Below are 22,974 nucleotides of genomic sequence, written 5' to 3'. Positions count from 1 at the left end.
GACAGATAGTTGAGATTGTCGGGCCCGTCAGCTTGTCGTACCCCCGCAATATGGTCGGGCTCATGTCCAGTTGCACGTCCGTGGAATCATCGGCAGATTCGTCGGCGCAGACTGGGATCGACACGGTCTCGTGGATCACCGCCGACGGGAACGAACGATCGGCTGCGGTGTCGCCTGCCCTGCTTCATGAGCATTTCCACCGAGCTCTGCCCTGGCGTGCCGGCGTCCAGTTTCAGAACCGGCTGAATAGGCACTCGCGGCAGTACTTCGCCTCGCAGCGCACGCATGTGTGGTGCGAATCAGGCCTGGAGGCCGAATCATTACTGTCGCTGGACTTCGACGGCCTGGTTCGCCAGATCGCCTCGCAGCCCATGAAAATCAGCTTCGCCGACGGCTCGACCCACTTCCCTGACTTCTTCGCCACACTCCGTAACGGTGACCAGGTCCTCTATGACGTCAAACCATCGGGTCGCATGACCGATGCGACGGCCGAGCAGTTCGCGAAGACGGCGGACGTATGCCGCACGGTCGGCTGGAAGCATCAGGTGCTGCACGAATTGCACCCGACCAAGCTACGCAACCTCGAATGGCTTCGTGCAGCACGGGGCCGGGATCAAGTCCGGACTACGCACGCCTCAACTGCATCAACCTGCTCTGGTCGAGAATGCCATGGGCACAGAGGCATTGGCGCTGCTCGCTGCCTTGGACACCGCGTGCGCCAATGTCGACGAGCTCGGCCGGGCTTCGGCAGAGTTGTTCCAACAGCACCCCGATTACGCGATCATGACCAGTTTTCCGGGGTTGGCGGACTCGACCGGCGCCCGGGTGCTCGCCGAGATCGGTGACGACCGCGATCGCTTCGCCGACGCCCGAGCGTTGAAGGCCTACGCGGGATCTGCACCTGTTACCCGAGCCTCTGGACGCTCTCTATCGGTGACGCATCGCCAGATCAAGAACAACCGGCTGGCCAATGTCGGCTGGATATGGGCCTTTTCAGCGGCGTCCAATTGCGAACCTGCGCGGCAGTATTACCGGCGGCGCCGCGATCACGGCGACCGTCACGCCGCCGCCACCCGCCACCTATTCAACAAGCTCCTCGGCCAGCTCTACCACTGCCTTCAAACCCAGCAGAGGTTCGACGGCGCGAAGGCGTTCGCAGTACCGCTGAGTGAAGCGGCCTAGGGAGAGCGAGTCAAGTTTTGTCCCCAAATCCTGATGACCGCTTAGCGGCAAGCGCCGAGATCACGGACCGCTCCGCGATCTGCGGAGGTCGCCAGCAGTGCGTAGGCGCGCAGTGCTGTCGAGACGGGCCGGTCACGTTCGCGCGGTCGGTATCCGCCGGCGTCCATCAACTCGCTGTGCCGTTGGGCGAGTGCCTCATCAGTGACATCGAGAATGATTGAGCGCGAGGGTATATCGATGACGATGCGGTCACCGTCGCGAACCAGCCCGATGGTTCCGCCTGCAGCGGCCTCCGGTGACACGTGCCCGATCGCCAGCCCGGAGGTGCCGCCGGAGAAGCGGCCGTCGGTGATGAGTGCACAGGTTTTGCCCAGGCCGCGTCCCTTCAAGAACGATGTCGGGTAGAGCATCTCCTGCATACCCGGCCCGCCCCGGGGACCTTCGTAGCGGACGAGCACCACATCACCAGCGGTGACTCGACCACCGAGGATGGCAGCGACCGCCTCCTCTTGCGACTCGACGACGATCGCTGGGCCCGCGAAGGTCAGCATGTTCTCGCCGACGCCGGCGGTCTTGATGACGGCGCCGTCGGGCGCGAGATTGCCGGTGAGGATCGCCAGCCCGCCGTCGGGTGAATAGGCATGTGTCACATCGCGAATGCATCCATTCGTGGCGTCGGTATCCAGGCTCTCCCACCGTTCGGATTGGGAGAATGCTGTGGCGCTACGCCGCCCGCCGGGGGCAGCATGGAACAACTCCAGGGCCTCGTTGGTCGGGTCGGTTCCTCGAACGTCCCAGGCGGCGAGCCAATCGTCGAGTGTGGCGGCGTGAATGGCGTGCACATCGGTGGCCAGCGATCCCGCGCGGTGCAGTTCACCGAGGATGGCGGGGATTCCGCCGGCGCGGTGCACGTCCTCCATTAGGTATGCGCCATTGGGGGCAACCTTGCACAAACACGGGACGCGACGGGAGATTTTGTCGATCTCGCCGATCGCGAAGTCCAGCTCGGCCTCATGTGCGGCGGCCATCAGATGCAGCACGGTGTTGGTGGACCCGCCCATCGCGACATCCGTGGCCATCGCGTTCTCGAATGCCGACCGGGACGCGATGGCCCGCGGCAGCGCCGACTCATCGCCACGGCCGTAGTACCGGGTGGTGAGGTCGATGACGGCGGCGCCGGCTTTCTCGTACAGCGCTCGCCGGGCGGTGTGGGTGGCCAGCACCGAGCCGTTGCCCGGTAGTGCCAGGCCCAGCGCTTCGACCAGGCAGTTCATCGAATTGGCCGTGAACATGCCCGAGCAGGAACCACATGTCGGACAAGCGGCCTCCTCGATACGGGCAAGGTCTTCCTCGGATATCGCCGGGTCGGCGGCGCCGGCCATCGGATCGATCAGGTGCAGCCCGGTGCGGACCCGGCCATCGACGAGCGTGGCGCGGCCGCCCTCCATCGGGCCGCCGGAGACGAACACTGCGGGGATGTTGAGTCGCAGTGCCGCCATCAGCATGCCCGGAGTGATCTTGTCGCAGTTGGAGATACACACCAACGCATCAGCGCAGTGCGCTTGCACCATGTACTCGACCGAGTCGGCGATGAGATCGCGCGAGGGCAGTGAATACAGCATGCCGGAGTGGCCCATCGCGATGCCGTCGTCGACGGCGATGGTGTTGAATTCGCGCGGGATGCCGCCGGCTGCCTGGATCGCTGCGGAGACGATCCGACCGACAGGTTGCAGATGAGTGTGTCCGGGGACGAACTCGGTAAAGCTGTTCGCCACGGCCACGATCGGCTTGCCGAAATCCTCGCGGGCCACCCCTGCCGCGCGCAGCAGTGCCCGGGCTCCGGCCATATTGCGGCCGTGGGTGACGGTGCGGGAACGCAACGGGATCATCACTCCACTGTGGGGCCTGCCGCCGCATGCTGGGAAGACGCCCTCACTACTAGCGGTGGCAGTACTAGTCTTGGCCGGTGCCCACCGATGATGACCGCCGGGCCGAACTCGGTGCCTTCCTGCGTTCGAGCCGCGAACGGCTGGGCCGCGCCGACTTCGGTCTACCTCCGGCGGGCCGGGGCCGGACGGTCGGGTTGCGACGTGAGGAGGTGTCCTACCTGTCCGGGGTGAGCGTCACCTGGTACACGTGGCTCGAACAGGGCCGCGATATCAACCCCTCGCGGCAAGTGCTCGACGCCCTCAGCCACACCCTGCGCCTTGGAGTGCCCGAGCACCGCTATGTTCTCAGCCTGGCCGGTTTCGCGCCGCTGCCCGCCCGATCCGCGGGTGATGTCGAGCCGCCGCCGCCGCACCTTCAGCGTTTCCTCGACGCGATCGGCGACAACCCCGCCTATGCGTTGACCGCGGAGTGGGGTATCGCCGGCTGGAATGAGGCTTACCAACGCCTCTACCCCAACGTCGCGTCGACCGCGGCCACCGAGCGCAACCTGTTGTGGGTCGTCTTCACCGACCCCGCCGTGCGCAACCTGCTCGGCGACTGGCAGCTGACAAGCCAACGCTTCCTTGCGGAGTTTCGCGCCGAAATCGGTTCGCGTCTGGGCGATCCCGCTATATTGGACCTCGTCGCGCGACTGTCCGAGGCCAGCGCCGATTTTCGCGCCGGGTGGGAACGCCACGATATCCACGGCTTCGAATCGCGCGAGCGGGTTTTCCACCACCCCGAGTTCGGCACCGTGCGCTACGAACACCACCAACTGCGCCCATCGGACCAACCCGAGTTCCAACTCGTCGTCTACACACGTGCGTAAAGGAGACGAACGAAGACGCTGACTCCTTAGCCAACCAGACCCTTCTCTGATGCGGCTCCACTATCAGTCGCAAACCCCTTCAGCGGCCGTACTGCCCGACGAAAAGACTCTCGGCGATAAACGGTTTCGCGCCCACCTCATTGACCTGTGCCCGGTACGCGCTTGACACTTGGAACCATCGGAGGTCTGTAACGAGCTGAGGTCCAGATAAGCAGGATCTATTTCTATTCCGTGCCGCGGCCTGTCACGGCTTCGCCAGCAACCGTGTGGGACGTCCGGCGGGGCGCAGTGGTTTGGCAGGTCAATGCCTTCAGCCTTTGTGTTTGAGATCGCGAGCTGCACGTTGCGCGCATGCGAGCCACTGGCGAACGAACTAGCCCGACTCGGCCTATACGCGCCCGCGGTGAGTGAGTGGACGTTGGACAATGAAGGCAACGGGCGCACCGCAGGTCTCGACGCAATCATCAACGGAATGTCATCTGGCACAAAGTTCTTCGTGGAAGTCCATCCTGTGCCTTAATCGGGCCACTCAGCGCCGCCGGTCCCGATGGCGCTGACCGGGGCCTCGGTTACACGCCTCCCGATCCGGTTCGCGTGCCGCCGCCAGGCTCATCGCGCGAGTGCGTAACCACACATGTTGTGCTGCCCCGCGCTACTGTTTACAGGGAGGAATTCGACAGAATCCATTGTCGCGGATTACCGGTCGAGGTCTGTAATTTTATTGCGCCACAACATATTTCAGTGAAGATATCCGACGGGTCGTGCAATCTCCTAGAGATCGACGGCCACCGTGCAGTAGCCGACATCGAGGACATCATGATCTAACAGCTCTGCGTAAGTCTGTTGCCATCGTTGAGAAGCGAGATCGTCCTTGAGTCGACTAAGACCCGGCACTAGCAAGGCTGAATCAGTCCTGGCCAACATCGATATCCCGGCCCGAACCTCGGGATCGAGGTAGGCATGCGGGCGGCGCCAATAGGCGGCCCCGAACCCGTCAGAGCAATCGTGCGGAACGGGCACTGATACAACGTGCATCTCAGACCCCGGCACCGCCGCGGCAACAGTTTCCAGCGGAACTGCCACCTCCGCATCGGCCGCGGCTGCAGCAGGCAGATAGTCCCGCAGCAACCAAAACTGGGCAATCATCTCGGGACGCCACGTGAAGAAGACTAGGCGGCGGCGCGCTACGCGCTGCATTTCCCAAATGCCCGCTGACACATCTGTCCAATGATGGATGGTGAGCACCGCCAACGCGGCGTCAACGGATTTGTCCCGCAGCGGTAGCGCCTCTGCCAACGCCCGCACGGCTGGCGCGGCCTCCGGCTGACGCTGACTGATCATGACTTGACTGGGCTCGACGGCCAGAACCGTATTCGAGGGTTCGTAGGAACCAGCCCCCGCCCCGACGTTCACTACGCTCGTCACGTCGCCAAGAGCAAGTCGAATCGCAGCCGCGATTCGCGGATCGGCACGTCGCGTCTGAGCATAGGTAGCCCCGATCACGTCGTAGATCACCACCTCCAGATCATTGCCTCCCGCCTCAGTCCTGTCGAGATGAAAACGCAGACCCACTGAGATTCCAGCCCCTCATGCCGCACCAACACTTGTTTCAGCAAACTATCTCGCGGGGCAGTGGTGATGAACGGCGCCTCTGATGGCACTGCCGAAACAGAGCGCAGCCACCCAAATGCCCGTCGACATCTCCCCACCGACATTGAGACGGCGTACGAGGAATACGACGGAATCGAATACTGAGGGTTACCAGTACGCCGCTGCGCAACATGTTTCATGCTTATCGCCCGGGTTGCCGGGGCGGTCGGCGGCGGTTTTGGAAGTGCCATTGTCGGTGCTGGAGCTACTCGCCGACGAGGAGGAACCCGAGGTGGCGGCGGGTTCGGCGTGGGCCAGACCCGAACCGTTAATGAGCGCCGCACCCAACCCCACCGTCAACGCCGAATTCGCCACCCACGTCGGCACCGCATGGGCCCCATGTTGACCGTCATCGAGGATGCAGACGTCGCCGTCATGGTTGGTGTCGATGGTTCTGATGAAGCTCGACACATCAAACTAACGGATATAGCCTGGTGTTAACTATCGTTAGAGGAGGCCTCATGTCCGTCTCGCTCCAGCTTGAACAACTGCTGCGTGAACGCTTCGAGATCAGTCCCGATGACTTCGTCGCTGCCCTGAAACACCTGCCGGCTTCGCGCCCGTGGGCGGCATCCCTGACTGAAGCTGAAGCCCGCCTGCTCGACGAAGCCGACTTCCCCGAGGACCGTGACGCCTTCATCGCTGCAGGCACCGAGATCGCCGGACACACGGCCCATCTCGCGGTCACCGCGTTCACCGCCGACGAGGTCGCCAGCGGACTGGGCATCAGCGCTTCCCGCGTACGTCAAAAGCGCCTCGCCGGCGAGCTGTGGGCCATTGCAGACGGGCAGACCTGGCTGTTCCCCATTCTGCAGTTCGAAACCGATGACAACGGCGGCCCCACCCGCCAGGTCCGGGGTATCGACCAGGTCCTCAAAGCTCTCCCCGATAACCTGCATCCCGTGGCAGTGGCCGGCTTCTTGCGCACGCCGCAGTCGAACCTGTTCCATGACCGCCCCATGACCCCGATCGAGTGGCTGCGCGCCGGCGGCGATGTCGACCAGGCTGTCGCTGCGGCTGGCGCCGTCGACTGGTACGCAACGTGACCGCGCGCCTGCCTAACCCGCCTCCAACCGCCGACTTGCGCGCCATCGGCATCCGCGACGGGGAATGCCGATTGGTCCCGGCCGACGAGACTTGGTGGCGAGTACACCGCACCACTGGCGCTCACGTGCTGGGTTGGAAAGCCTTCCGCGAGCACGGACCGCACCTGCGGTTCGACCCCCACCCGCCACCAGCTCGCCACCACGACGGGATCGGTGTCTGGTTCGCCGCTTCCGAGCCGCTGTCTGCGCTGGCCGAAGCCTTCCAAGCTGTCCGCACCATCGACCGGTTCCGCGGTGATCCCTACCTCACTGCGGTGCGGTTCACCCGCGACCTTGCGCTGCTCGATCTCGCCGCCGACAGCGCCGGCTCCTGGCCCACCCGCGCTGGCGGCACCTTCGCGCTGTCCACCGGGCCGCACTCCATCACCCAACGCTGGGCCCGACGCATCACCGAGGCCTTCCCCGACCTCGACGGCCTGCGCTACAACAGCCGCTTCGCCGGCCAACCCTGCATTGTCCTCTTCACCCCCGCGGCCACCGCGATGCCAGCCCGCCCAACACTGTCGCTCCCTTTGACCCACCCCGGGTTAACGACCCGCATCACCGCCGCCGCCCAGCGACTCGGCTACCTCACCATCTAATCGTCCTGCACTCTGCCGACCTAGCTGGATCAGGTCCTACTACCGGGTTCTCTTGAAGGTTTGACCACCTAAGGTGGGATTGCAGTTGTGAGCCGGTGGCGCAGAAGCAGCGGGCGTTGCGCGACATTCGCGACCTAGTGGTCCGTCTCAGATTTTGGCCTTCCCCCGGGACCGTGGAGGCATCAGCTATAAGGAGTAGCGATGTCAGAGAAACGGAAGAAGTACGACCGGGAGTTCCGTGAGGGGGCTGTTCGGATCGTGCGTGAGACGGGTAAGTCGATCGCGCAGGTGGCTCGGGATCTGGGGGTTCACGAGGGCACTCTGGGTAATTGGGTCACTCAGGACCGTGAGGCACGGGAGGGTCGTGGGGAGTTGACCCGCGATGACCTGGCCGAGCTCAAGCGTCTGCGCAGCGAGAACGCCGAGTTGCGGATGGAGCGTGATGTCCTCAAGCGATCGGTGGTCCTGTGGGTGAAGGAGGCGACGAAGTGAGCGTGGCACGTTTCATTGCCGACCAGAGGACCAAATACCTAGTGCCACATGCATTTACGTGTGTGTTGTTGGGTGTGAGCGTGTCGTGGTTCTACAAGTGGATCGCTCGCGCGGGCAATGCCGATGGGTTGCACACTGACACCGATCGGCGTCGCGCGCAGCTCGATGCCGCGGTCGCGTCGGCGTTCACGGCGGCCAGAGGGTTGCATGGGTCGCCGCGGCTGATCGCTGACCTGCGCGATCTGGGCTGGGAAGTGTCGGAGAAGACGGTGGCCGATTCGATGCGCCGTCAGGGTTGGTGGCGCGCCGTATCAAGCGCCGCAATGGGTTGACTAAGCAGGACAAGACGGCACCGAAGTTCCCTGACCTGGTTAAACGGGACTTCACTGCGGCTGCGCCGAACCTGAAGTGGGTCGGTGACATGACTGAGATTCCCACCGAGTGCGGGCAGAAGTTGTATCTGGCTACCGTGATCGATCTCTACAGCCGCCGGTTGCTAGGCGCGGCGATGGGCCTGCATCCGGATGCCGAGTTGGCCTGTGCGGCGATCACGATGGCCGTGGCCGCCCGCGGCGGCCGCCAAGCGATCTGGCGGGACGAGGAGTCCGAGCGGGTCATTTTCCACACTGACCGCGGCAGCACCTACACGGCGAAGGCGTTCACCACGCTGTGCCGCACCGTGGGGATTCGCCAGTCGATGGGTCGGGTCGGATCGTGTTTCGATAATGCCGCCGCGGAGGCGTTCTTCTCCTCGCTGGAATGGGAAGTGTTGTCCCGCAATCAGTTCCGTGATACCTTTCATGCGCAGGCGGTAGTTATCGACTGGTGCTATACCTTCTACAATCACCAACGCCGGCACAGTGCCGCCGACGGGCTATCGCCCGTCAACTATGAGATCAGGGAATCCAAGACCAAGCCGGAAGCGGCATAGGAAACCCTCCACGATTTCGGGGGAACCACATTTGATTGACTTGTTCGAGTTTGGTCCTCGGCTATGATCCGGGTCGCTACGACGCGTGCCGCTGGTCTATGAGGGCCGCCTTGAGGTCGTGAAAGGCTGCGACCCGTGAGGTCACCACGTCAGCGGCCTCAGAGGTGGCCTCTGTCGGCACTCCCTCGGCACCGTAGAGAATTGACCCAAGGCGATTGCGCAGGTCGTCGCGTCGTGCCGCCATCTTCACGTTCTCGCGACCCTCGCTTAGTGCAAGGTCAATGCTGTCGGCTTCTTTGGCGCACTCGAAGATAAGCAGGATGCTGCGTTCGACGGAGCCCTCCAGTTTGGCCACTGCGGCGTTGGCGTCGCGAAGCATTTGCTTGTCCGACTCGGTCAATATGCGGATCGAAGAGGCGTCCGCGGTCACTGATCGGATCTTATCCGCCTTGCGCAGGTTGTCGGCGATCGCCTTCAGGTCTGCGCGGAAGTCGTAGGCGGCGGGATCGTCGCCCAGCCAGCCGGTGCGCGCAGCCTCGGATTTGGCGATTCTTGCCACCGACACTGCGGCCTCCTCATATCGTTGCGCACCCGCCAGTCCGAAGTCCACCTTTCGCTGCTCCTTGAGAGCCGCAAGGCGCCGAACTTCCTCCTCCTCGCGCGCTTTTTCCGCCTTCTCGCGCGCCGATTGGACCCTTGGCACTATGACGATGGACGCCAGGATGATCAGCCAGATCGCCTCGAAAACCCAGCCCGTCACGCTTCGCTCGGTTGACGGATTCTCCGCGCCAGCTCGCACAGCCATCCAGGTGCCCAGCAAGTAGGGCCAAGCGACCGCGAAGAATGCGATAACCGCGAGAATCGCGTAGGCAAGGTCCTGGTCGGAACTCTTTTTTGCCATTCAGAAAATATAAACGCACGCTCGTGCTCGGGCGGCGGAAGTTCATCGGCCCCATTGACCCCGCGCTGCGGCGACGCCGACCGGCGACCGGGCGCAGCCATGGGCCGACCGGTGCGGCCGATCAGCACGAACCCCACTGTTCGTTCGGCATAGTGGATTTCGAAAAGCGCCGCGACAGACATCGCCCGTGGACAGACCGTGGCGCAGAGCGTGCCCGTTACTGCCCGTCCTCAACGAGGGCGTACAGGAGGGAGTCCCGACCAACCCCGCCGATAAGTAGGTGACTGCGCATCAGGCCCTCGTAGTTCAGCCCGGCCTTCTGCAACACACGCGCCGATGCCTGATTAGCGGGGTCGCACGTCGCCTCGATCCGACGCAGCCGCAGGTGCTCGAGCCCGAACTGGACGAGCAACTCAGCGACTTCGGTGGCATAGCCCTGTGACCAGTAATCGCAGTGACGACGTAGCCGAGCTCCCCGCGATGGTGATGGGCGCTCGTCACACCGATCACCCCCGAACCGATCAGCGTGCCAGAGTCGATCTGCACCGCCGCTAACGTGAATTCGGCCCTCTCGGCAGCCTCACGCTGGGCGACAGCACCGGCCAGGAACGCGTGAGTCTCAGCTGCTGTTCGGACCCCAATCAGTGAACGTGGTGACCTCGGGATCCGAGGCGTAGGCGTGCACCGCTGGGTGGTCCTCGGCGAGGAATTCTCGCAGCATCAGCCGGTCACCGAATAGCCACGCTCCAGACTGGGCCACCACCCAGCCCTGTGATGACGCAGCCTCCGGTTTGAGCAGGATCCGATACGACTCCTGCTGCGAACATGGGGAACTGGCCAGCTCACCGACGTCGACGAACCCCAACGAGGCCGCGAACCGCCGACTGCGCAGATTCCACGACTGAATCACCGCGCGCAAGGGGTGCCCAGGATACTTGCGGCCCAGGTGATCGAGCACCACTTCCCCGAATGCGCGACCGCTCCCCTGGCCGACCAGGCAAGGATCCATTCCAACGCCCACGTCCAAGATCTCCGGATCCGCGCTCATGCCACGGACGCGGGCCGCGGACTCTAGGCAAAAGAATCCGATCAAGGTGCCGTCGGCATCGGTGACCGACCAGTACAGGTCGAGTTCGTCCAGGATGTCGGTCGAGGACTGTAGGTCATACACCGACCACCGATGCGGGTAACGCCAGCTAGACACATGCGTGGCGTCATCGACGGTCATCGGACGCACCCGCACCGAGGCCATCGCCATCACAGATCCTTCTGCATAGCTATGCCCAGAGGGCCCCGGCCCTGGCCAATGTCCTCGAAACCCCTGCGCTGATATAGCTTTCGCGCGGGGTTGCGCGCATGAACGTTCAGGCACAGCGCGGTCTGGGTTCCCGCGCATTGCACAAACAGGGCATCCAGTAGTGCATTACCCACCCCGTTGCCACGCATATCGGGCACCACGGCAATGCAGAGTTCCGGCAACGGAACTCCGGCAGAGCCGACGCGCAAGGGAGGCTCGTTGTGAAGTGTCCACACCGCGCCAACTCGCCTACCCCCGGCTTTTACCGCGACTATCGACACCTCACCGTCGGCAGGCAGCAGACTGTGCACGCCTTCAGATTCCAAGTCAGGAAGGGGCCAGCCCTCGATGACGCTGGCGTGACGGGCCATCTCGACGATGAACACGTCATCCTCGGGGATCGCCAGACGCAGCTGCACTGCCGGATCGAGGAGCATTCGGCCAGTGTTGCAGCCTCGGCCGCCGGCTGTCGTCAACATTTCGCCGAGCTGTCGGACGAAGACGGCTCAGGCGACTATTCTCCCCGCAATCCATACCGAGCCTGCAAGGGAAAGCAAACAATCACCGGCCGATTGCTACTCCTGACGAGAGCTCCCACGGGCTGAGCCAGCAGTCAGCCCACCGTCGCGACACTCGAATACGTTGCTACACAACGCAGGAATACGACCAAATGGAATATGGAGACTTACCGGTCGATTGAAGCGCACCCCCGTTGAACTGCCTGTGTCCGGTCTCAGTGTTGTTGTCGGAGATTGCGGCTTGTAGATCTAGCACGGGAATGTGGTCTATCTGCTTCTCAGTTCAGCAGGGCCTTCCGGCGCACCGTTCGTGAGACGCCACACCAATGGCTTATCCGGCAGCGCATCGAGCGCGCGAAGGTCCTGCTCAACGCCGCGTTCGAGCGAGACGTCGCGGCCAATCAGCACATCGTCACCGCCGAACGTCTCTTCGGCGAGCCCGACTTCACCTTGCGCGTGCTCGCCCGCGATCTCGCCGGCTACCAGAACATCTACGACAATGAGCTCGGTGCGCTACCGGGCGTCCAGCGCCTCACGTCGACATTGGTGATGAAGCGGATCGGTGTCGACCGGTCCGTACCGATCCTGTGGGTGCCGCCAAGTGACCTGCTGCGCAGGCATTTTCCCGGCACCGTCGTGATCGGCCTCGCGCGGCTGGGCAGCGAAGGTAGTGTCGACCGATCGACGCATCCGACGCCTGGAGGACCGATACCGGAATGAGCCCAGTCGCCGAGTTCGACTTCATCATCGTCGGAGCGGGCAGCGCAGGCTGCCTGCTCGCCAACCGGCTCAGCGCCAACCCCGATCACCATGTGCTCCTGATCGAGGCCGGCGGCGCAGATGACTGGTTCTGGATCAAGGTGCCGGTGGGCTATCTATACACCATCGCCAACCCCCGCACCGACTGGTGCTTCATCACCGAGGCCGACCCTGGTCTGGCCGGGCGAAGCATCCTGTACGCGCGGGGTCGTGTGATCGGCGGTAGCTCGTCGATCAACGCGATGATCCACATGCGCGGACAGGCCAGCGACTACGAACTGTGGGCGCAGGCCACCGGCGACGACCGATGGCTTTGGGGTGGTTCCGACGGTCCCGGCGAGACGCTGGCGATCTACAAGGACTTAGAAAACTACTTCGGCGGCCCAGACCAGTGGCACGGAACCAGCGGTGAGATTCGCGTCGAGCGGCCGCGTGTCCGCTGGAAAATCCTGGATGCCTGGCAGGCCGCCGCTGCCGAGGTGGGAATTGCTCCGATCGACGAATTCAACCGGGGCGATAACGCCGGCAGTGCGTACTTCCACGTCAACCAGCGACGCGGCCGTCGCTGGTCGATGGCTGACTCCTTCTTGCATCCCATCGCCCACCGACCCAATCTGACCGTCTACACGCAGACGCACGCGTTACGGCTGTTGATGGACGACGAGGTCCATGAGCATCAACGTCGCGGCGCCTGGATCACGGCGCGGCACCGAGCAACCGGCTTACGGTTGCTCAAAAATGGTCACACCATCGACGTCCGAGCCCGTCAGGAGGTGATCCTGAGCGCCGGAGCCATTGGCTCGCCGCATTTGATGCAAGTCTCGGGTCTTGGGCCCGCCGCCCTGCTTGCCCGGCATCACGTGCCGGTGGCAGTCGATCTGCCCGGAATTGGCGAAAACCTCCAGGACCACCTGCAGCTGCGAACGGTCTACCAGATCGGGGGCGCCCGGACCGTCAACACGCTGTACCGGAACTGGATCACGCGTGGCGGCATGGGACTTCAGTACCTGCTCATGCGATCGGGGCCGATGACCATGCCCCCTTCTACGCTGGGGGCATTCGCCAAGAGCGACCCCGCGCTCGGCAGTCCCGATTTGGAATGGCATGTTCAGCCCTTGTCGTTGCCGAAATTCGGTGAACCCCTGCACTCCTTCGCCGCGATCACTCCCTCAGTCTGCAATGTGCGACCCAGCTCGCGTGGCCACGTGCGCATGGCCGATGCAGATCCTCTGACTGCTCCGAAGATCCTGTGCAACTACCTGTCGACCGAGGCCGATCGTGTAGCGGCGGTGACCGGCCTCCGGATGACCCGGCAGATCATGGCGGTGCCGGCGCTGGCCCGCTACCGCCCGCAAGAGTTGCTGCCCGGATCGCAATTGGTGAGTGACGACGATCTGCAGAAAGCGGCAGGCGAACTGGGTACGACGATCTTCCACCCGGTGGGTACCTGCGCGATGGGAGCCTTTGACCCACACGGCATTCCACGGTCGGCCGATACGGTGCTCGACACCGACTGCCGCGTCTATCGCGTCGCCGGCCTTCGGGTGGTCGATGCGTCGGCGATGCCAACCATCACCTCCGGCAACACGAACGCCCCGGTGATGCTGATCGCCGAGCGCGCAGCGCGAGCGATCCTTGGATGAATTGGCAACACCGTCCCAGCTACTCCCCTGCGCCAAAGTTGCTCGATGGCAGCGGTATTCGGGGTTTGAGCCGGCTTGGCCAGTCTTGCCGGTTAGCCTGTGTCGATGAGCGAACGCATCGAGGTTCAACGGTTCATTCCCGCGCCGGCCGTGGACATCTTCGCCGTGCTCTGTGATCCGCAAGGGCACGTTGCGATCGACGCCACAGGCATGTTGCAGGATGCCGACGGGCGGCGGGTGCGCGCGGTCGGCGACAGCTTCGTGGTGCACATGGACCGCGAATCGCTCAACGACTATCCGCTGGGCAAGTACGACGTCACCGTGTCGATCACGCAGTTCGAACAGGACCGGCTGATCGCGTGGACGATCTTCGGTCAACTGAAGCCGGATATCGGGCACGTGTACGGCTACCGCTTGGATCCCGCGGACGGCGGTACGGCGGTCACGTCGTTCTACGACTGGTCCGACATCGATCCGCACTGGCGTGATGCCAAGATCTTCCCGATTGTCGGAGAGTCGGCGTTGCGTGGCACCTCGGGTATCCTCGAGCGAGCCGTGCGGCGGGGCTACCCGCAGTCGTCTACCTAAGGGCCCTCGCTGATCGACGAGTGAGGTCACTTTTCCGGCCACCGACGGATCTGACAATGCGGATTTTCCTGGCCGTAAGCGCAGACGGACGCCGGCAGCGGTCACCGTCTGATCGGAGAACGCATGGGCCTATTTCGAAAGAACACGCACCATGAAGCCCCTCCCACCGATGCGCGCGTCTCCTACTCCACTCGCTTTGGAGGCACCAGGGAGGGCGAGCAGAAACTGTTCTTGCTGCAGCGAGATGGCGCGTCATGATTCCCGGTTTCCGAAGTCTGGACTCGATGAAAGAGTTCTATGAGCGCTCCATTGAACTGTTGAAGGGCGCGCGGATCGTCATCGAGCCGTTGAGCGCTGATCCGGTTGAAGTAATGCCGTCGTAGATATCCAGTCTTTCGACTCGCTTTTCCGGCGGCCGCACCCGCCGGGACCACTCGGTCGTGACCGCCCCCCAAAGAGTCGGTGCATGCAGCGCCGAGGCTCCGCCAAGATGTCGGGCCCGCGGACTACGATTTCGGCGGCACACCCGTGCACGCCGACGTGGGTAGCGGGCGGGGCCTGCGTTTCAGCCCGCCCGTCCCCCAGCCTTGACGGAAAAGGACGAGCAGTGAGTTACACCGCGGCTGACATCACCGAACTTGACGATGTCCAGCACACACGCCTGCGCCCGGCGGTCAACCTCGGGCTGGACGTGCTCAACACTGCGCTGCGCGAGATCGTCGACAACGCGATTGAGGAGGTCGCCGAACCCAGTCACGGTGGGTCTACCGTCACGATCACCCTGCACGCCGACGGCTCGGTCAGCGTGGCCGACGACGGCCGTGGCCTGCCTGTCGACTCCGATCCGGTGAACGGCAAGAACGGCATCGTCAAGACACTGGGTACCGCGCGTGCCGGCGGCAAGTTCTCCGCCCACACCGACGCCGCCAGCACCGGAGCCGGCCTCAATGGCATCGGTGCCGCAGCGGCAGTGTTCATCTCTGCGCGCACCGATGTCACCGTCCGCCGTGCTGGGAAGACCTACCTGCAGAGTTTCGGCGCCGGCTATCCCGGTGAGTTCGACGGCAAGGACTTCGACCCGAACGCCCCATTCACCCGCGCCGACACGCAGAAACTGCGCGGTGTCGGGAACCGCAAACCCGACGCGCACGGCACAGAAGTGCGCATCCTGTTCGACGCGACGGTGGTGCCGGATTCCAGTGTGGACATCAACGAGGTTCTGCTGCGGGCACACGCCGCCGCGCGGATGTCCCACGGTGTGCACCTGATCGTCGTCGACGACGGCTGGCCCGGCGAGGACGTCCGGCCCGAGTTGCTCGAACCGTTCAGCGGCCCGTGGGGCACCGACACCCTGCTCGACCTCATGTGTTCCGCCGCAGGCGCCCCGGTGCCCGAGGCTCGCGCAGTGGTAGATGGCCGCGGCGAATACACCACTAGCCGCGGCCCGACGCCGTTTCGCTGGTCATTGACCGCCGGACCCGCCGAACCAGCCACCGTCGCCGCGTTCTGCAATACGGTGCGCACCCCCGGCGGCGGATCCCACCTGACCGCCGCAGTCAAGGGACTATCCGAAGCGCTGGCTGACCGGGCGTCGCGCATCCGGGACTTAGGCCTGGCCAAAGGCGAAGACGGCCCGGAGGCACAGGATTTCGCCGCCGTCACCTCGCTCGCCGTCGACACCCGCGCACCCGATGTGGCCTGGGACTCGCAGGCCAAGACCGCCGTCTCCTCGCGCTCACTCAACGTGGCGATGGCCCCCGACGTGGCCCGTAGCGTGACCATCTGGGCCGCCAACCCCGGCAACGCCGATGCGGTGTCGCGTTGGACCACATTGGCGTTGGAGGCCGCCAGGGCGCGGCGCAGCGCCGAGGGTGCCAAAGCCCGCTCCCGTGCGGCATCCAAAGCCAAGGGGCTGGGGACGAACCTCTCACTGCCGCCCAAGCTGCTCCCCAGCCGGGAAAGTGGTCGTGGATCGGGTGCGGAGCTCTTCCTGTGCGAGGGCGACTCAGCGCTGGGCACCATCAAGGCGGCCCGCGACGCCACCTTCCAGGCGGCCTTCCCGCTGAAAGGCAAGCCGCCCAACGTGTATGGCTTCACTGTAAGCAAAGCCCGGGTCAAGGACGAGTTCGATTCGATCGAGCGCATCCTGGGTTGCGGAGTGCGGGACAACTGCGATCCCGAGTCGTGCCGATATGACCGGATCTTGTTCGCTTCCGATGCTGACCCCGACGGCGGCAACATCAACTCCAGCCTCATCTCGATGTTCCTGGACTTCTACCGGCCCCTCGTCAAGGCGGGGATGGTGTATGTGACGTTGCCGCCGCTGTTCGTGGTCAAAGACGGTCAGCAGCGGATCTACTGCCAGGACGAGTCCGAACGCGATGCCGCAGTGGCCCAGATGAAGGCCACCTCCAAGCGCAAGGTGGAGGTGCAGCGCAACAAAGGTCTCGGCGAGATGGACGCCGATGACTTCTGGAACACAGTGCTGGATCCGCAGCGGCGCACCGTGATTCGGGTGCACCTCGACGACGGCGATCCGAAACTGCATCACACCCTGTTCGGTGGGCCTCCAGAGGGCCGGCGCACGTGGATGGCCGATGTCGCCTCCCGCGTCGACACCTCGGCCCTCGACCTCGACTAGGAGTATCACGTGCCCGCCACCCTGGACATTCCTGAACAGAATGCCGACCTGGTTCTTGAACAGAGCGCCGACGACTACTGGAACCACTACCAGCTGACCTTTGCGCTCTACAGCGTCAGCGACCGCGCCATCCCGTCCGCGTTCGACGGGCTCAAGCCCGGCCAACGGCGGCTGCTGTATCAGATGTACGATTCCAGGCTGCTGCCCGGCAACAAGCCGCAGAAATCCTCGAAGGTCTGCTCGGCGGTCACCGGTAACCTGCACCCGCACGGCGGCGCATCGATGTACGGTGCGGCGGCGTTGATGGCCGCCGAGTTCCAGCGCGTGAAAGTCATTGACGGGCAGGGGGCTTTCCCCCGGATCCAGGGAGACATTCCCGCCGCGGACCGCTACACCGAAATGCGGCTGTCGGCACCGGGTGCTGCGCTGACGGCCGAGCTCGCCGACCATGCGGTGCCGATGGTCGCGACGTTCGACGGGGAATGGATCGAGCCGACGGTGTTGCCGGCCCAGTGGCCGGTACTGCTGTGCAACGGCGCCATCGGCATCGCCGAAGGCTGGGCCACGAAGGTACCCGCCCACAATCCGCGCGAGATCATGGCCGCCTGCCGGGCGCTGCTGAAGACCCCCAACATGACCGACGACAGATTGGTCAAGCTCATCCCCGGCCCCGACTGGGGCAGTGGCGCAACGGTGGTCGGCACGGCCGGCCTGCGCGAGTACATCACCACCGGCCGCGGGCAGTTCACAGTGCGCGGCACCGTCTCCGTCGACGGAAAGAACGCCGTGATCACCGAACTGCCACCCGGTGTCGCGAGCAACACTGTGCAGGAACGGATCCGGGCCCTGGTCGAGTCCGGTGAGATGTCGGGTGTGGCGGATATGTCGGATCTGACCGACCGCCGCAACGGGCTGCGCATCGTCGTCACCGCCAAACGCGGCCACAGTGCCGAGCAGATCCGCGATCAGCTGCTTGCCTTGACACCGCTGGAATCGTCATTCGCCGCCAGCTTGGTCGCTTTGGACGAGGACCGCGTGCCGCGCTGGTGGTCGGTGCGAGAGTTGATCGCCGCGTTCCTGCACCTGCGTGACTCGGTGGTGTTGCGCCGCAGCGAGTATCGGCTGGAGAAGGTCACCGCGCGGCGCCACCTGGTCGCCGGCCTGATGACCATCCACCTCGACATCGACGCCGCGGTCGCGGTGATCCGCGGATCCGACACCGTCGATGACGCGCGCCAGGGTTTGCAGGAGCGGTTCGGGATCGACACCGAGCAAGCCGATTACGTTCTGGCGCTGCAGCTTCGGCGTCTGACGAAGCTCGACGTCATCGAATTGCAGGCCGAGGCCGAAAAGCTGGACGCCGAATTCGCCGAACTTACCGAGTTGGTGGCCAACCCCGACGCCCGCCGGGTCGTGATCGACAACGAGCTGGTTGAGACGGCGAAATTGTTCAAAGGCCCTGAATTCGACCGTCGCACCGTCCTGGACTTCGATGCCACCCCGATCGCGTCCGGCTCCGACGAGGATGGCCCCCGTGCGCGCAAGACGAACGCGGCCTGGCGCCTTGACGACCGAGGGGTGTTCTCCGACAGTCACGGCGTCCTGCTGACCTCGGGGCTCGGCTGGGCGGTATGGGCCGACGGCCGGATCAAGTTCACCACCGGCAGTGGTCTGCCGTTCAAGATCCGGGATATCCCGGTGGCGCCGGATATCACCGGGCTGCTGAGCTCTGGGGTGCTGGCGCCGGGGTCGCATCTGGCTTTGGTGACCCGACGCGGAAAGGTGCTGCGGATCGATCCGGCCGCAGTGAACCCGCAGGGCGCGGCGGGCAATGGCGTCGCCGGGGTGAAGCTGGCGGCCGACGGCGACGAGGTGATCGCCGCCTTGCCGCTGACCTGCGAGAACGGCGAAGCCATCCTCTCTGTATCCGAAAAGGGTTGGAAGGTAACAGAAGTCGCCGACATCCCAGTGAAGGGCCGCGGGGGCACCGGTGTCGGCTTCCATCCGTTCGTCAATGGTGAAACCACGCTGCTGTCGGCGGCGGTCTCCCCCACCGGATTCGTCCGTGGCAAGAAGGCCGTGCCGCCACAGAACCGTGCCAAGGCGTCGGTCAAAGGCTCCGGCAGCGACATAACACCAGCGACCTAGGCGTTGGCCGGCCGAACAGCGGCACCTCCAGCCCATCTTGTAGCCCCTGGACCTCGACAGCATCCGGCAGCATCACCGATGCGACGAATCGCGCGGTGAGGGCGCGTTGTCCGCGCTCCTCACGGTCGGTCAGCACGTGAGTCCGCAGTGTTGAGAGCTCTGATTGGGCGCTGATCAAGGCCGATACGCCCTGAGTTTGGACATGCCTGGCGGGTTTTTGGGTGCGTAGCGTCGTGACCAGCGCTTTCCCGCATCGGGGTGGGCGATTTGAAACGCCCTGGTTCTGCCGGAGGCTCGGGCTATTGGATTTCGACCAGGTGTTGGTCGCTCCGTTGGGCATCGTAGAACGTGGCTTCGAACTCAGCGGGCGGGACGTCGTTGAGGTAGCCGTGTAAGCGGTTGGTGTTGTGCCAGAAGACCCAACTGAGGGTGGCCAGCTCGACGTCCTCGACGGTCTTCCACGGCCCGCTGCGGGCGGGACCGTAGATCAGCTCGGCCTTGTAGTAGCCGTTCACCGTCTCCGCCAAGGCGTTATCGAAGCTGTCCCCGATCGAACCTATAGAGGGGACCGCGCCGATCTCGGCGAGCCGTTCGCCGTAGCGAATGGAGGTGAACTGCGACCCAGCATCGGAGTGACATCTCAAGCCCGCCAACAGGTTTCCGCGCGACCAGCGCGCCATCTCCAACGCGTCGAGGACCATCGAGGTCCGCATATGGCCGGCCACCCGCCAGCCCACGATCATCCGGGAGTACGCATCGACGATGAAACACGCGTACGCGACGCCGGCCCAAGTCGGCACGAATGTCAGATCCGTCACCCAAAGCTGGTTCGGCGCGGTCGCGGTGAACTTGCGCTTCACCAGATCGGGTGCCGCGCAGCTGGCATCTGGCTTCGTGGTCTTGACCCGTTTACCGCGCCGTGCCCCGCAGATACCGGCAGCCCGCATCAACCGGCCCACCTGATCGCGGCCCACGTCGTGGCCATTTCGGCGGGCGGTCTTCCACAGTTTGCGGGCCCCGTAGACGCGGTAGTTGTCCTCCCAGAGGGCCACCAGGGCGGCCCCAGTTCGGCGTCACGTTGCGCGCGCGCCGACGGACCGCGGGACTTGGCGTCGTAGTAGTGCTCGGGGCCATCACCACGCCTGCCGATCGCAGGACGGTGATGATGGGCTCGACCCCGAACTCCTCGCGCTGGGCGTCGATGAAATCGACTATTTCTTGTGTTGGCGGTCGAGCTCCGCCCCGAAAAAACTGGCCGCACGTTTCAGTATTTCGTTGGCACGCTTGAGTTCTCGGATCTCCTGCTCGAGCTCTTTGATCCGTGACGACTCCGCGCTGGACACTCCCGGAGCGCATCCCTCGTCAATATCGGCTTGACGCACCCAGGACCGCACCGACTCCACCCCGTAGCCGAGTTGGCGGGCCACCCGCGACACGGTTCCCTGCTCGGTCCCCAACTCGGCACGCAGAGCCCGGACCATCCGCACCGCAGCGGCCTTCTCCTCCGGGCTGTAACGACGCGCCGTGGGCTTCCCGGCAGACTGTTCCTTCGGCATACCTGCATCCTCGTTTCCAAGGTCAGGAGCCTCCGGGATTTCCAGGGCGTTTCAATTTGGGGTACTAACGGGGTAGATTCCGGTGGTGGCGTACGTGCGGAAGGTGCGCACCGCGTCCGGTGCCGTCGCGGTTCAGGTGGCGCGTAGAGACCATGGTCGGGTGGTCATCGTGGCCCACGTTGGCTCCGCCCATACCGATGCTGAGCTGGGCGTTTTGCTCGATGAAGCCCGTCAGATCGTCATCGGTGAGCAAGAGTCGCTCGACATCGAGGTACCGGCACAGCCGACCCGAGTCTCGGATGTGTCAGATTGGCGAACCGCGACGCTGATACCCGCCCCAGCCGCCCCCACGGGCGCCCCGGTGGGCTCGGGGCGTACCGCGGCGACGCACTCGCGGCTGCTCTATGACGTCTTGGGCGCGGTCTATGACTGGCTGGGGTTCGACGCCGTGGCCGACCGCGTGTTCCGGGACTTGGTGATCGCCCGCATCGTGGAGCCGACCAGCAAGCTCGACGCGCTGCGAGTCCTGGCCGATCTCGGCGCAGACGTGTTGTCCTACAAGACAATCGACCGCCACGCCCGCAGCATCACCTCGAGTCGGTACCGCGACGTGGTCGCCGAGAAGTGCTTCGCATACGCGCGCGACTGCGGCGGGCTGAGCCTGCTGCTCTACGACGTCACCACCTTGTACTTCGAGGCCGAGAACGAAGACGAGTTGCGCAAGGTCGGTTACTCCAAGGAGCGTCGTGTTGACCCGCAGATCGTGGTCGGTCTGCTGGTCGACCGCACCGGATTCCCGTTGGAGATCGGCTGCTATGAAGGCAACACCGCCGAGACCACCACCATCGTCCCGATCATCACCAGCTTCCTGGACCGCCACGACCTCGATGGGACGCCACTAGTGGTAGCCGCGGATGCGGGCATGTTGTCGGCATCGAACCTCAAAGCCCTCGATGAGTTGGGCTGCTCGTTCATCGTCGGGTCGCGGTCGACGAAGGCGCCTACGGATCTGGAATCCCATTTCCATTGGCACGGCAATCTTTTCGCCGACGGGCAGATCATCGACACCGTCACACCCCGGCACGGCAACACCACAGTCAACGACACAGCGTTGCGCGCTGAGCCGGTCTGGAACCCCGAATCCCATCCCGGGGCGTGGCGGGCCGTCTGGGCCTATTCGGCCAAGCGGGCCCGCCGCGACCAGAAGACCCTGGCCGCTCAAGAAGCCCGTGCCCGAGCCATCGTCGATGGCGAAAAGGTCGCCAAGGCAGCACGATTCGTCAAAACCCTGGGCTCGGCCCGCAGCCTCGACGAGGCTAGCCTGGCTCGCGCAGGATCTCTGGTCGGTCTCAAGGGCTATGTCACCAACGTGCCCGTCGAGGTGATGCCGGCTGCCGAAGTGATCGCCAAGTACCACGACCTGTGGCACGTCGAGAAGTCCTTCCGCATGTCCAAGACCGACCTGGATGCCCGGCCCATGTTCAACCGTGTGCGCGATTCCATCGAAGCCCACCTGACCATCGTGTTCGCCGCCCTGGCTGTCTCCCACGCGATCCAACAGCGGACCGGGCTGGCCATCGCCAAGACCGTCAAGCAACTGCGTCCCCTGCGCAGCGCCACCATCACGATCAACGGCGCCTCGCAAACCTTCCCGCCCGAAATCCCTGCCCCGCAACGCGACATCCTCGATCACCTCGGCTTCAAACCCGGGTACTAAGCCAAATGTCCAAACTCAGGCCTCACGGTCGGTCAGCACGTGAGTCCGCAGTGTTGAGAGCTCTGATTGGGCGCTGATCAAGGCCGATACGCATTCACTGATCGCGATCGTCGGCGTCGGCGTCGGCGTCGGCGTCGATACCGGGAGCCGCTGCGGTCGGCTGTCGTGGGTTAGCTTCGGGCGTTTCTCGTCGGCCGCGGGACGGTTCAAACTGCCCCTGTTTGGGCACCACAAATCCCGTTGTATCCGCAACAATCCCGTGCGCGGACACGGTCACGTACGCGTCATCGGAGGCGCGAAGGAGGGTGACTGCAGCCCCGTCGGCTTTAGGCATGAACGCACAGGTCTGCTCGGCCATACGGCCCATCAGCGATACTGGATCGACCGACGCAGCCAGCGCCCGAACCGGCCTTTCCACAGCACCCGTGCAGGGCCACCCGGGTGACGCAGCCGGAAGGCAGATTCGTCGCCGAGATGCGGTCGCCTGTTCCGGTCCGCACCGTGCG

General features: G+C 64.4%; 21 protein-coding genes, 2 pseudogenes and 1 other annotated feature. Of the genes and pseudogenes, 14 read left to right on the top strand and 9 right to left on the bottom strand.

What is annotated here, in order from left to right:
• Positions 1 to 50 precede the first annotated feature (50 nt).
• Together G6N13_RS20050 and G6N13_RS20045 are read left to right on the top strand one after the other, a co-directional pair.
• Complete coding sequence (locus tag G6N13_RS20050) at positions 51 to 845, top strand: TnsA-like heteromeric transposase endonuclease subunit (protein WP_322789282.1); 795 nt, start codon at positions 51 to 53, stop codon at positions 843 to 845.
• Entirely contained in the window at positions 784 to 1,182 is a 399-nt protein-coding gene (locus tag G6N13_RS20045; RefSeq protein WP_235677834.1) for a transposase, read from the top strand. The genes G6N13_RS20050 and G6N13_RS20045 overlap by 62 nt, the downstream gene beginning before the upstream one ends.
• 41 nt (positions 1,183 to 1,223) lie before the next feature.
• Here G6N13_RS20045 and ilvD read toward each other — a convergent pair whose 3' ends face one another.
• Positions 1,224 to 3,071 (bottom strand): dihydroxy-acid dehydratase, encoded by a 1,848-nt coding sequence (ilvD, locus tag G6N13_RS20040; RefSeq protein ID WP_163699780.1) that lies wholly within the window; start codon positions 3,069 to 3,071, stop codon positions 1,224 to 1,226.
• A gap of 77 nt (positions 3,072 to 3,148) precedes the next feature.
• Between ilvD and G6N13_RS20035 the strand changes: the two genes are divergently transcribed.
• Positions 3,149 to 3,940 carry a helix-turn-helix transcriptional regulator gene (locus G6N13_RS20035; protein ID WP_163699779.1) on the top strand — a complete coding sequence of 264 codons (792 nt, stop codon included), beginning with the start codon at positions 3,149 to 3,151 and terminating at the stop codon, positions 3,938 to 3,940.
• Between the two features lie 771 nt (positions 3,941 to 4,711).
• Here G6N13_RS20035 and G6N13_RS20030 read toward each other — a convergent pair.
• Together G6N13_RS20030 and G6N13_RS20025 are read right to left on the bottom strand one after the other, a co-directional pair.
• Positions 4,712 to 5,458, bottom strand: coding sequence for a class I SAM-dependent methyltransferase (locus G6N13_RS20030; protein WP_163699778.1), 747 nt, complete (start codon positions 5,456 to 5,458; stop codon positions 4,712 to 4,714).
• A gap of 240 nt (positions 5,459 to 5,698) precedes the next feature.
• Complete coding sequence (locus tag G6N13_RS20025) at positions 5,699 to 6,001, bottom strand: hypothetical protein (protein WP_163699775.1); 303 nt, start codon at positions 5,999 to 6,001, stop codon at positions 5,699 to 5,701.
• 50 nt (positions 6,002 to 6,051) lie between these two features.
• Here G6N13_RS20025 and G6N13_RS20020 point away from each other — a divergent pair, with 50 nt between their 5' ends.
• From G6N13_RS20020 to G6N13_RS20005, 4 genes and pseudogenes are all read left to right on the top strand, one after another.
• Entirely contained in the window at positions 6,052 to 6,636 is a 585-nt protein-coding gene (locus G6N13_RS20020; RefSeq protein ID WP_163699773.1) for a helix-turn-helix domain-containing protein, read from the top strand.
• Positions 6,633 to 7,277, top strand: a complete 645-nt coding sequence (locus G6N13_RS20015) for an RES family NAD+ phosphorylase (RefSeq protein ID WP_163699771.1) — start codon at positions 6,633 to 6,635, stop codon at positions 7,275 to 7,277. The genes G6N13_RS20020 and G6N13_RS20015 overlap by 4 nt, the downstream gene beginning before the upstream one ends.
• A gap of 201 nt (positions 7,278 to 7,478) precedes the next feature.
• Positions 7,479 to 7,769 carry a transposase gene (locus G6N13_RS20010; protein ID WP_163696061.1) on the top strand — a complete coding sequence of 97 codons (291 nt, stop codon included), beginning with the start codon at positions 7,479 to 7,481 and terminating at the stop codon, positions 7,767 to 7,769.
• Positions 7,766 to 8,700 (top strand): annotated as a pseudogene (locus tag G6N13_RS20005) (IS3 family transposase). The gene G6N13_RS20010 and the pseudogene G6N13_RS20005 overlap by 4 nt, the downstream one beginning before the upstream one ends.
• A 76-nt stretch (positions 8,701 to 8,776) precedes the next feature.
• On the opposite strand, the gene G6N13_RS20000 reads toward G6N13_RS20005, so the two are convergent.
• From G6N13_RS20000 to G6N13_RS19990, 4 genes are all read right to left on the bottom strand, one after another.
• Entirely contained in the window at positions 8,777 to 9,460 is a 684-nt protein-coding gene (locus G6N13_RS20000) for a hypothetical protein (protein WP_235677831.1), read from the bottom strand.
• A 358-nt stretch (positions 9,461 to 9,818) separates the two neighbouring features.
• Positions 9,819 to 10,163, bottom strand: coding sequence for a GNAT family N-acetyltransferase (locus tag G6N13_RS26240; protein ID WP_197746834.1), 345 nt, complete (start codon positions 10,161 to 10,163; stop codon positions 9,819 to 9,821).
• A gap of 57 nt (positions 10,164 to 10,220) precedes the next feature.
• A complete protein-coding gene (locus G6N13_RS24490; protein WP_197746809.1) occupies positions 10,221 to 10,859 on the bottom strand; it encodes a GNAT family N-acetyltransferase in 639 nt (212 codons plus the stop codon).
• On the bottom strand, positions 10,859 to 11,335 hold the full coding sequence (locus tag G6N13_RS19990; protein WP_163699767.1) for a GNAT family N-acetyltransferase: 477 nt from the start codon (positions 11,333 to 11,335) through the stop codon (positions 10,859 to 10,861). Before G6N13_RS19990 ends, G6N13_RS24490 begins: the two co-directional genes overlap by 1 nt.
• A 315-nt stretch (positions 11,336 to 11,650) precedes the next feature.
• Here G6N13_RS19990 and G6N13_RS19985 point away from each other — a divergent pair, with 315 nt between their 5' ends.
• From G6N13_RS19985 to G6N13_RS19960, 6 genes are all read left to right on the top strand, one after another.
• Positions 11,651 to 12,136 carry an Lrp/AsnC ligand binding domain-containing protein gene (locus G6N13_RS19985; protein WP_163699765.1) on the top strand — a complete coding sequence of 162 codons (486 nt, stop codon included), beginning with the start codon at positions 11,651 to 11,653 and terminating at the stop codon, positions 12,134 to 12,136.
• Positions 12,133 to 13,818 (top strand): GMC family oxidoreductase, encoded by a 1,686-nt coding sequence (locus G6N13_RS19980; protein WP_163699763.1) that lies wholly within the window; start codon positions 12,133 to 12,135, stop codon positions 13,816 to 13,818. The genes G6N13_RS19985 and G6N13_RS19980 overlap by 4 nt, the downstream gene beginning before the upstream one ends.
• A gap of 105 nt (positions 13,819 to 13,923) precedes the next feature.
• Positions 13,924 to 14,406: an SRPBCC family protein gene (locus G6N13_RS19975; RefSeq protein ID WP_163699761.1), complete on the top strand. Its 483-nt coding sequence runs from the start codon at positions 13,924 to 13,926 to the stop codon at positions 14,404 to 14,406.
• Positions 14,407 to 14,660: 254 nt separating this feature from the next.
• The gene (locus G6N13_RS26235) at positions 14,661 to 14,789 is read left to right on the top strand and encodes a hypothetical protein (protein ID WP_407663758.1); all 129 of its coding nucleotides are present in this window, start codon (positions 14,661 to 14,663) and stop codon (positions 14,787 to 14,789) included.
• Positions 14,790 to 15,013: 224 nt separating this feature from the next.
• On the top strand, positions 15,014 to 17,047 hold the full coding sequence (locus tag G6N13_RS19965; protein WP_163699759.1) for a toprim domain-containing protein: 2,034 nt from the start codon (positions 15,014 to 15,016) through the stop codon (positions 17,045 to 17,047).
• A 9-nt stretch (positions 17,048 to 17,056) separates the two neighbouring features.
• Entirely contained in the window at positions 17,057 to 19,195 is a 2,139-nt protein-coding gene (locus tag G6N13_RS19960; protein WP_163699757.1) for a DNA gyrase subunit A, read from the top strand.
• 299 nt (positions 19,196 to 19,494) lie between these two features.
• Here the strand turns inward: G6N13_RS19960 and G6N13_RS19955 are convergent.
• Positions 19,495 to 20,751: pseudogene (locus G6N13_RS19955) on the bottom strand (IS3 family transposase).
• Positions 20,321 to 20,452: a sequence feature (AL1L pseudoknot), on the bottom strand. It overlaps the preceding pseudogene by 132 nt.
• Before the next feature lie 85 nt (positions 20,752 to 20,836).
• On the opposite strand from G6N13_RS19955, the gene G6N13_RS19950 reads away from it, so the two are divergent.
• Positions 20,837 to 22,468: an IS1634 family transposase gene (locus G6N13_RS19950; RefSeq protein WP_163699755.1), complete on the top strand. Its 1,632-nt coding sequence runs from the start codon at positions 20,837 to 20,839 to the stop codon at positions 22,466 to 22,468.
• Between the two features lie 94 nt (positions 22,469 to 22,562).
• Here the strand turns inward: G6N13_RS19950 and G6N13_RS19945 are convergent, their stop codons facing one another.
• On the bottom strand, positions 22,563 to 22,826 hold the full coding sequence (locus G6N13_RS19945) for a hypothetical protein (RefSeq protein ID WP_163699753.1): 264 nt from the start codon (positions 22,824 to 22,826) through the stop codon (positions 22,563 to 22,565).
• Positions 22,827 to 22,974 lie beyond the last annotated feature (148 nt).

The organism is Mycolicibacterium sarraceniae (assembly GCF_010731875.1).
Classification (GTDB): Bacteria; Actinomycetota; Actinomycetes; order Mycobacteriales; family Mycobacteriaceae; genus Mycobacterium; species Mycobacterium sarraceniae.
This window is presented reverse-complemented; position numbering and strand designations above follow the sequence as displayed.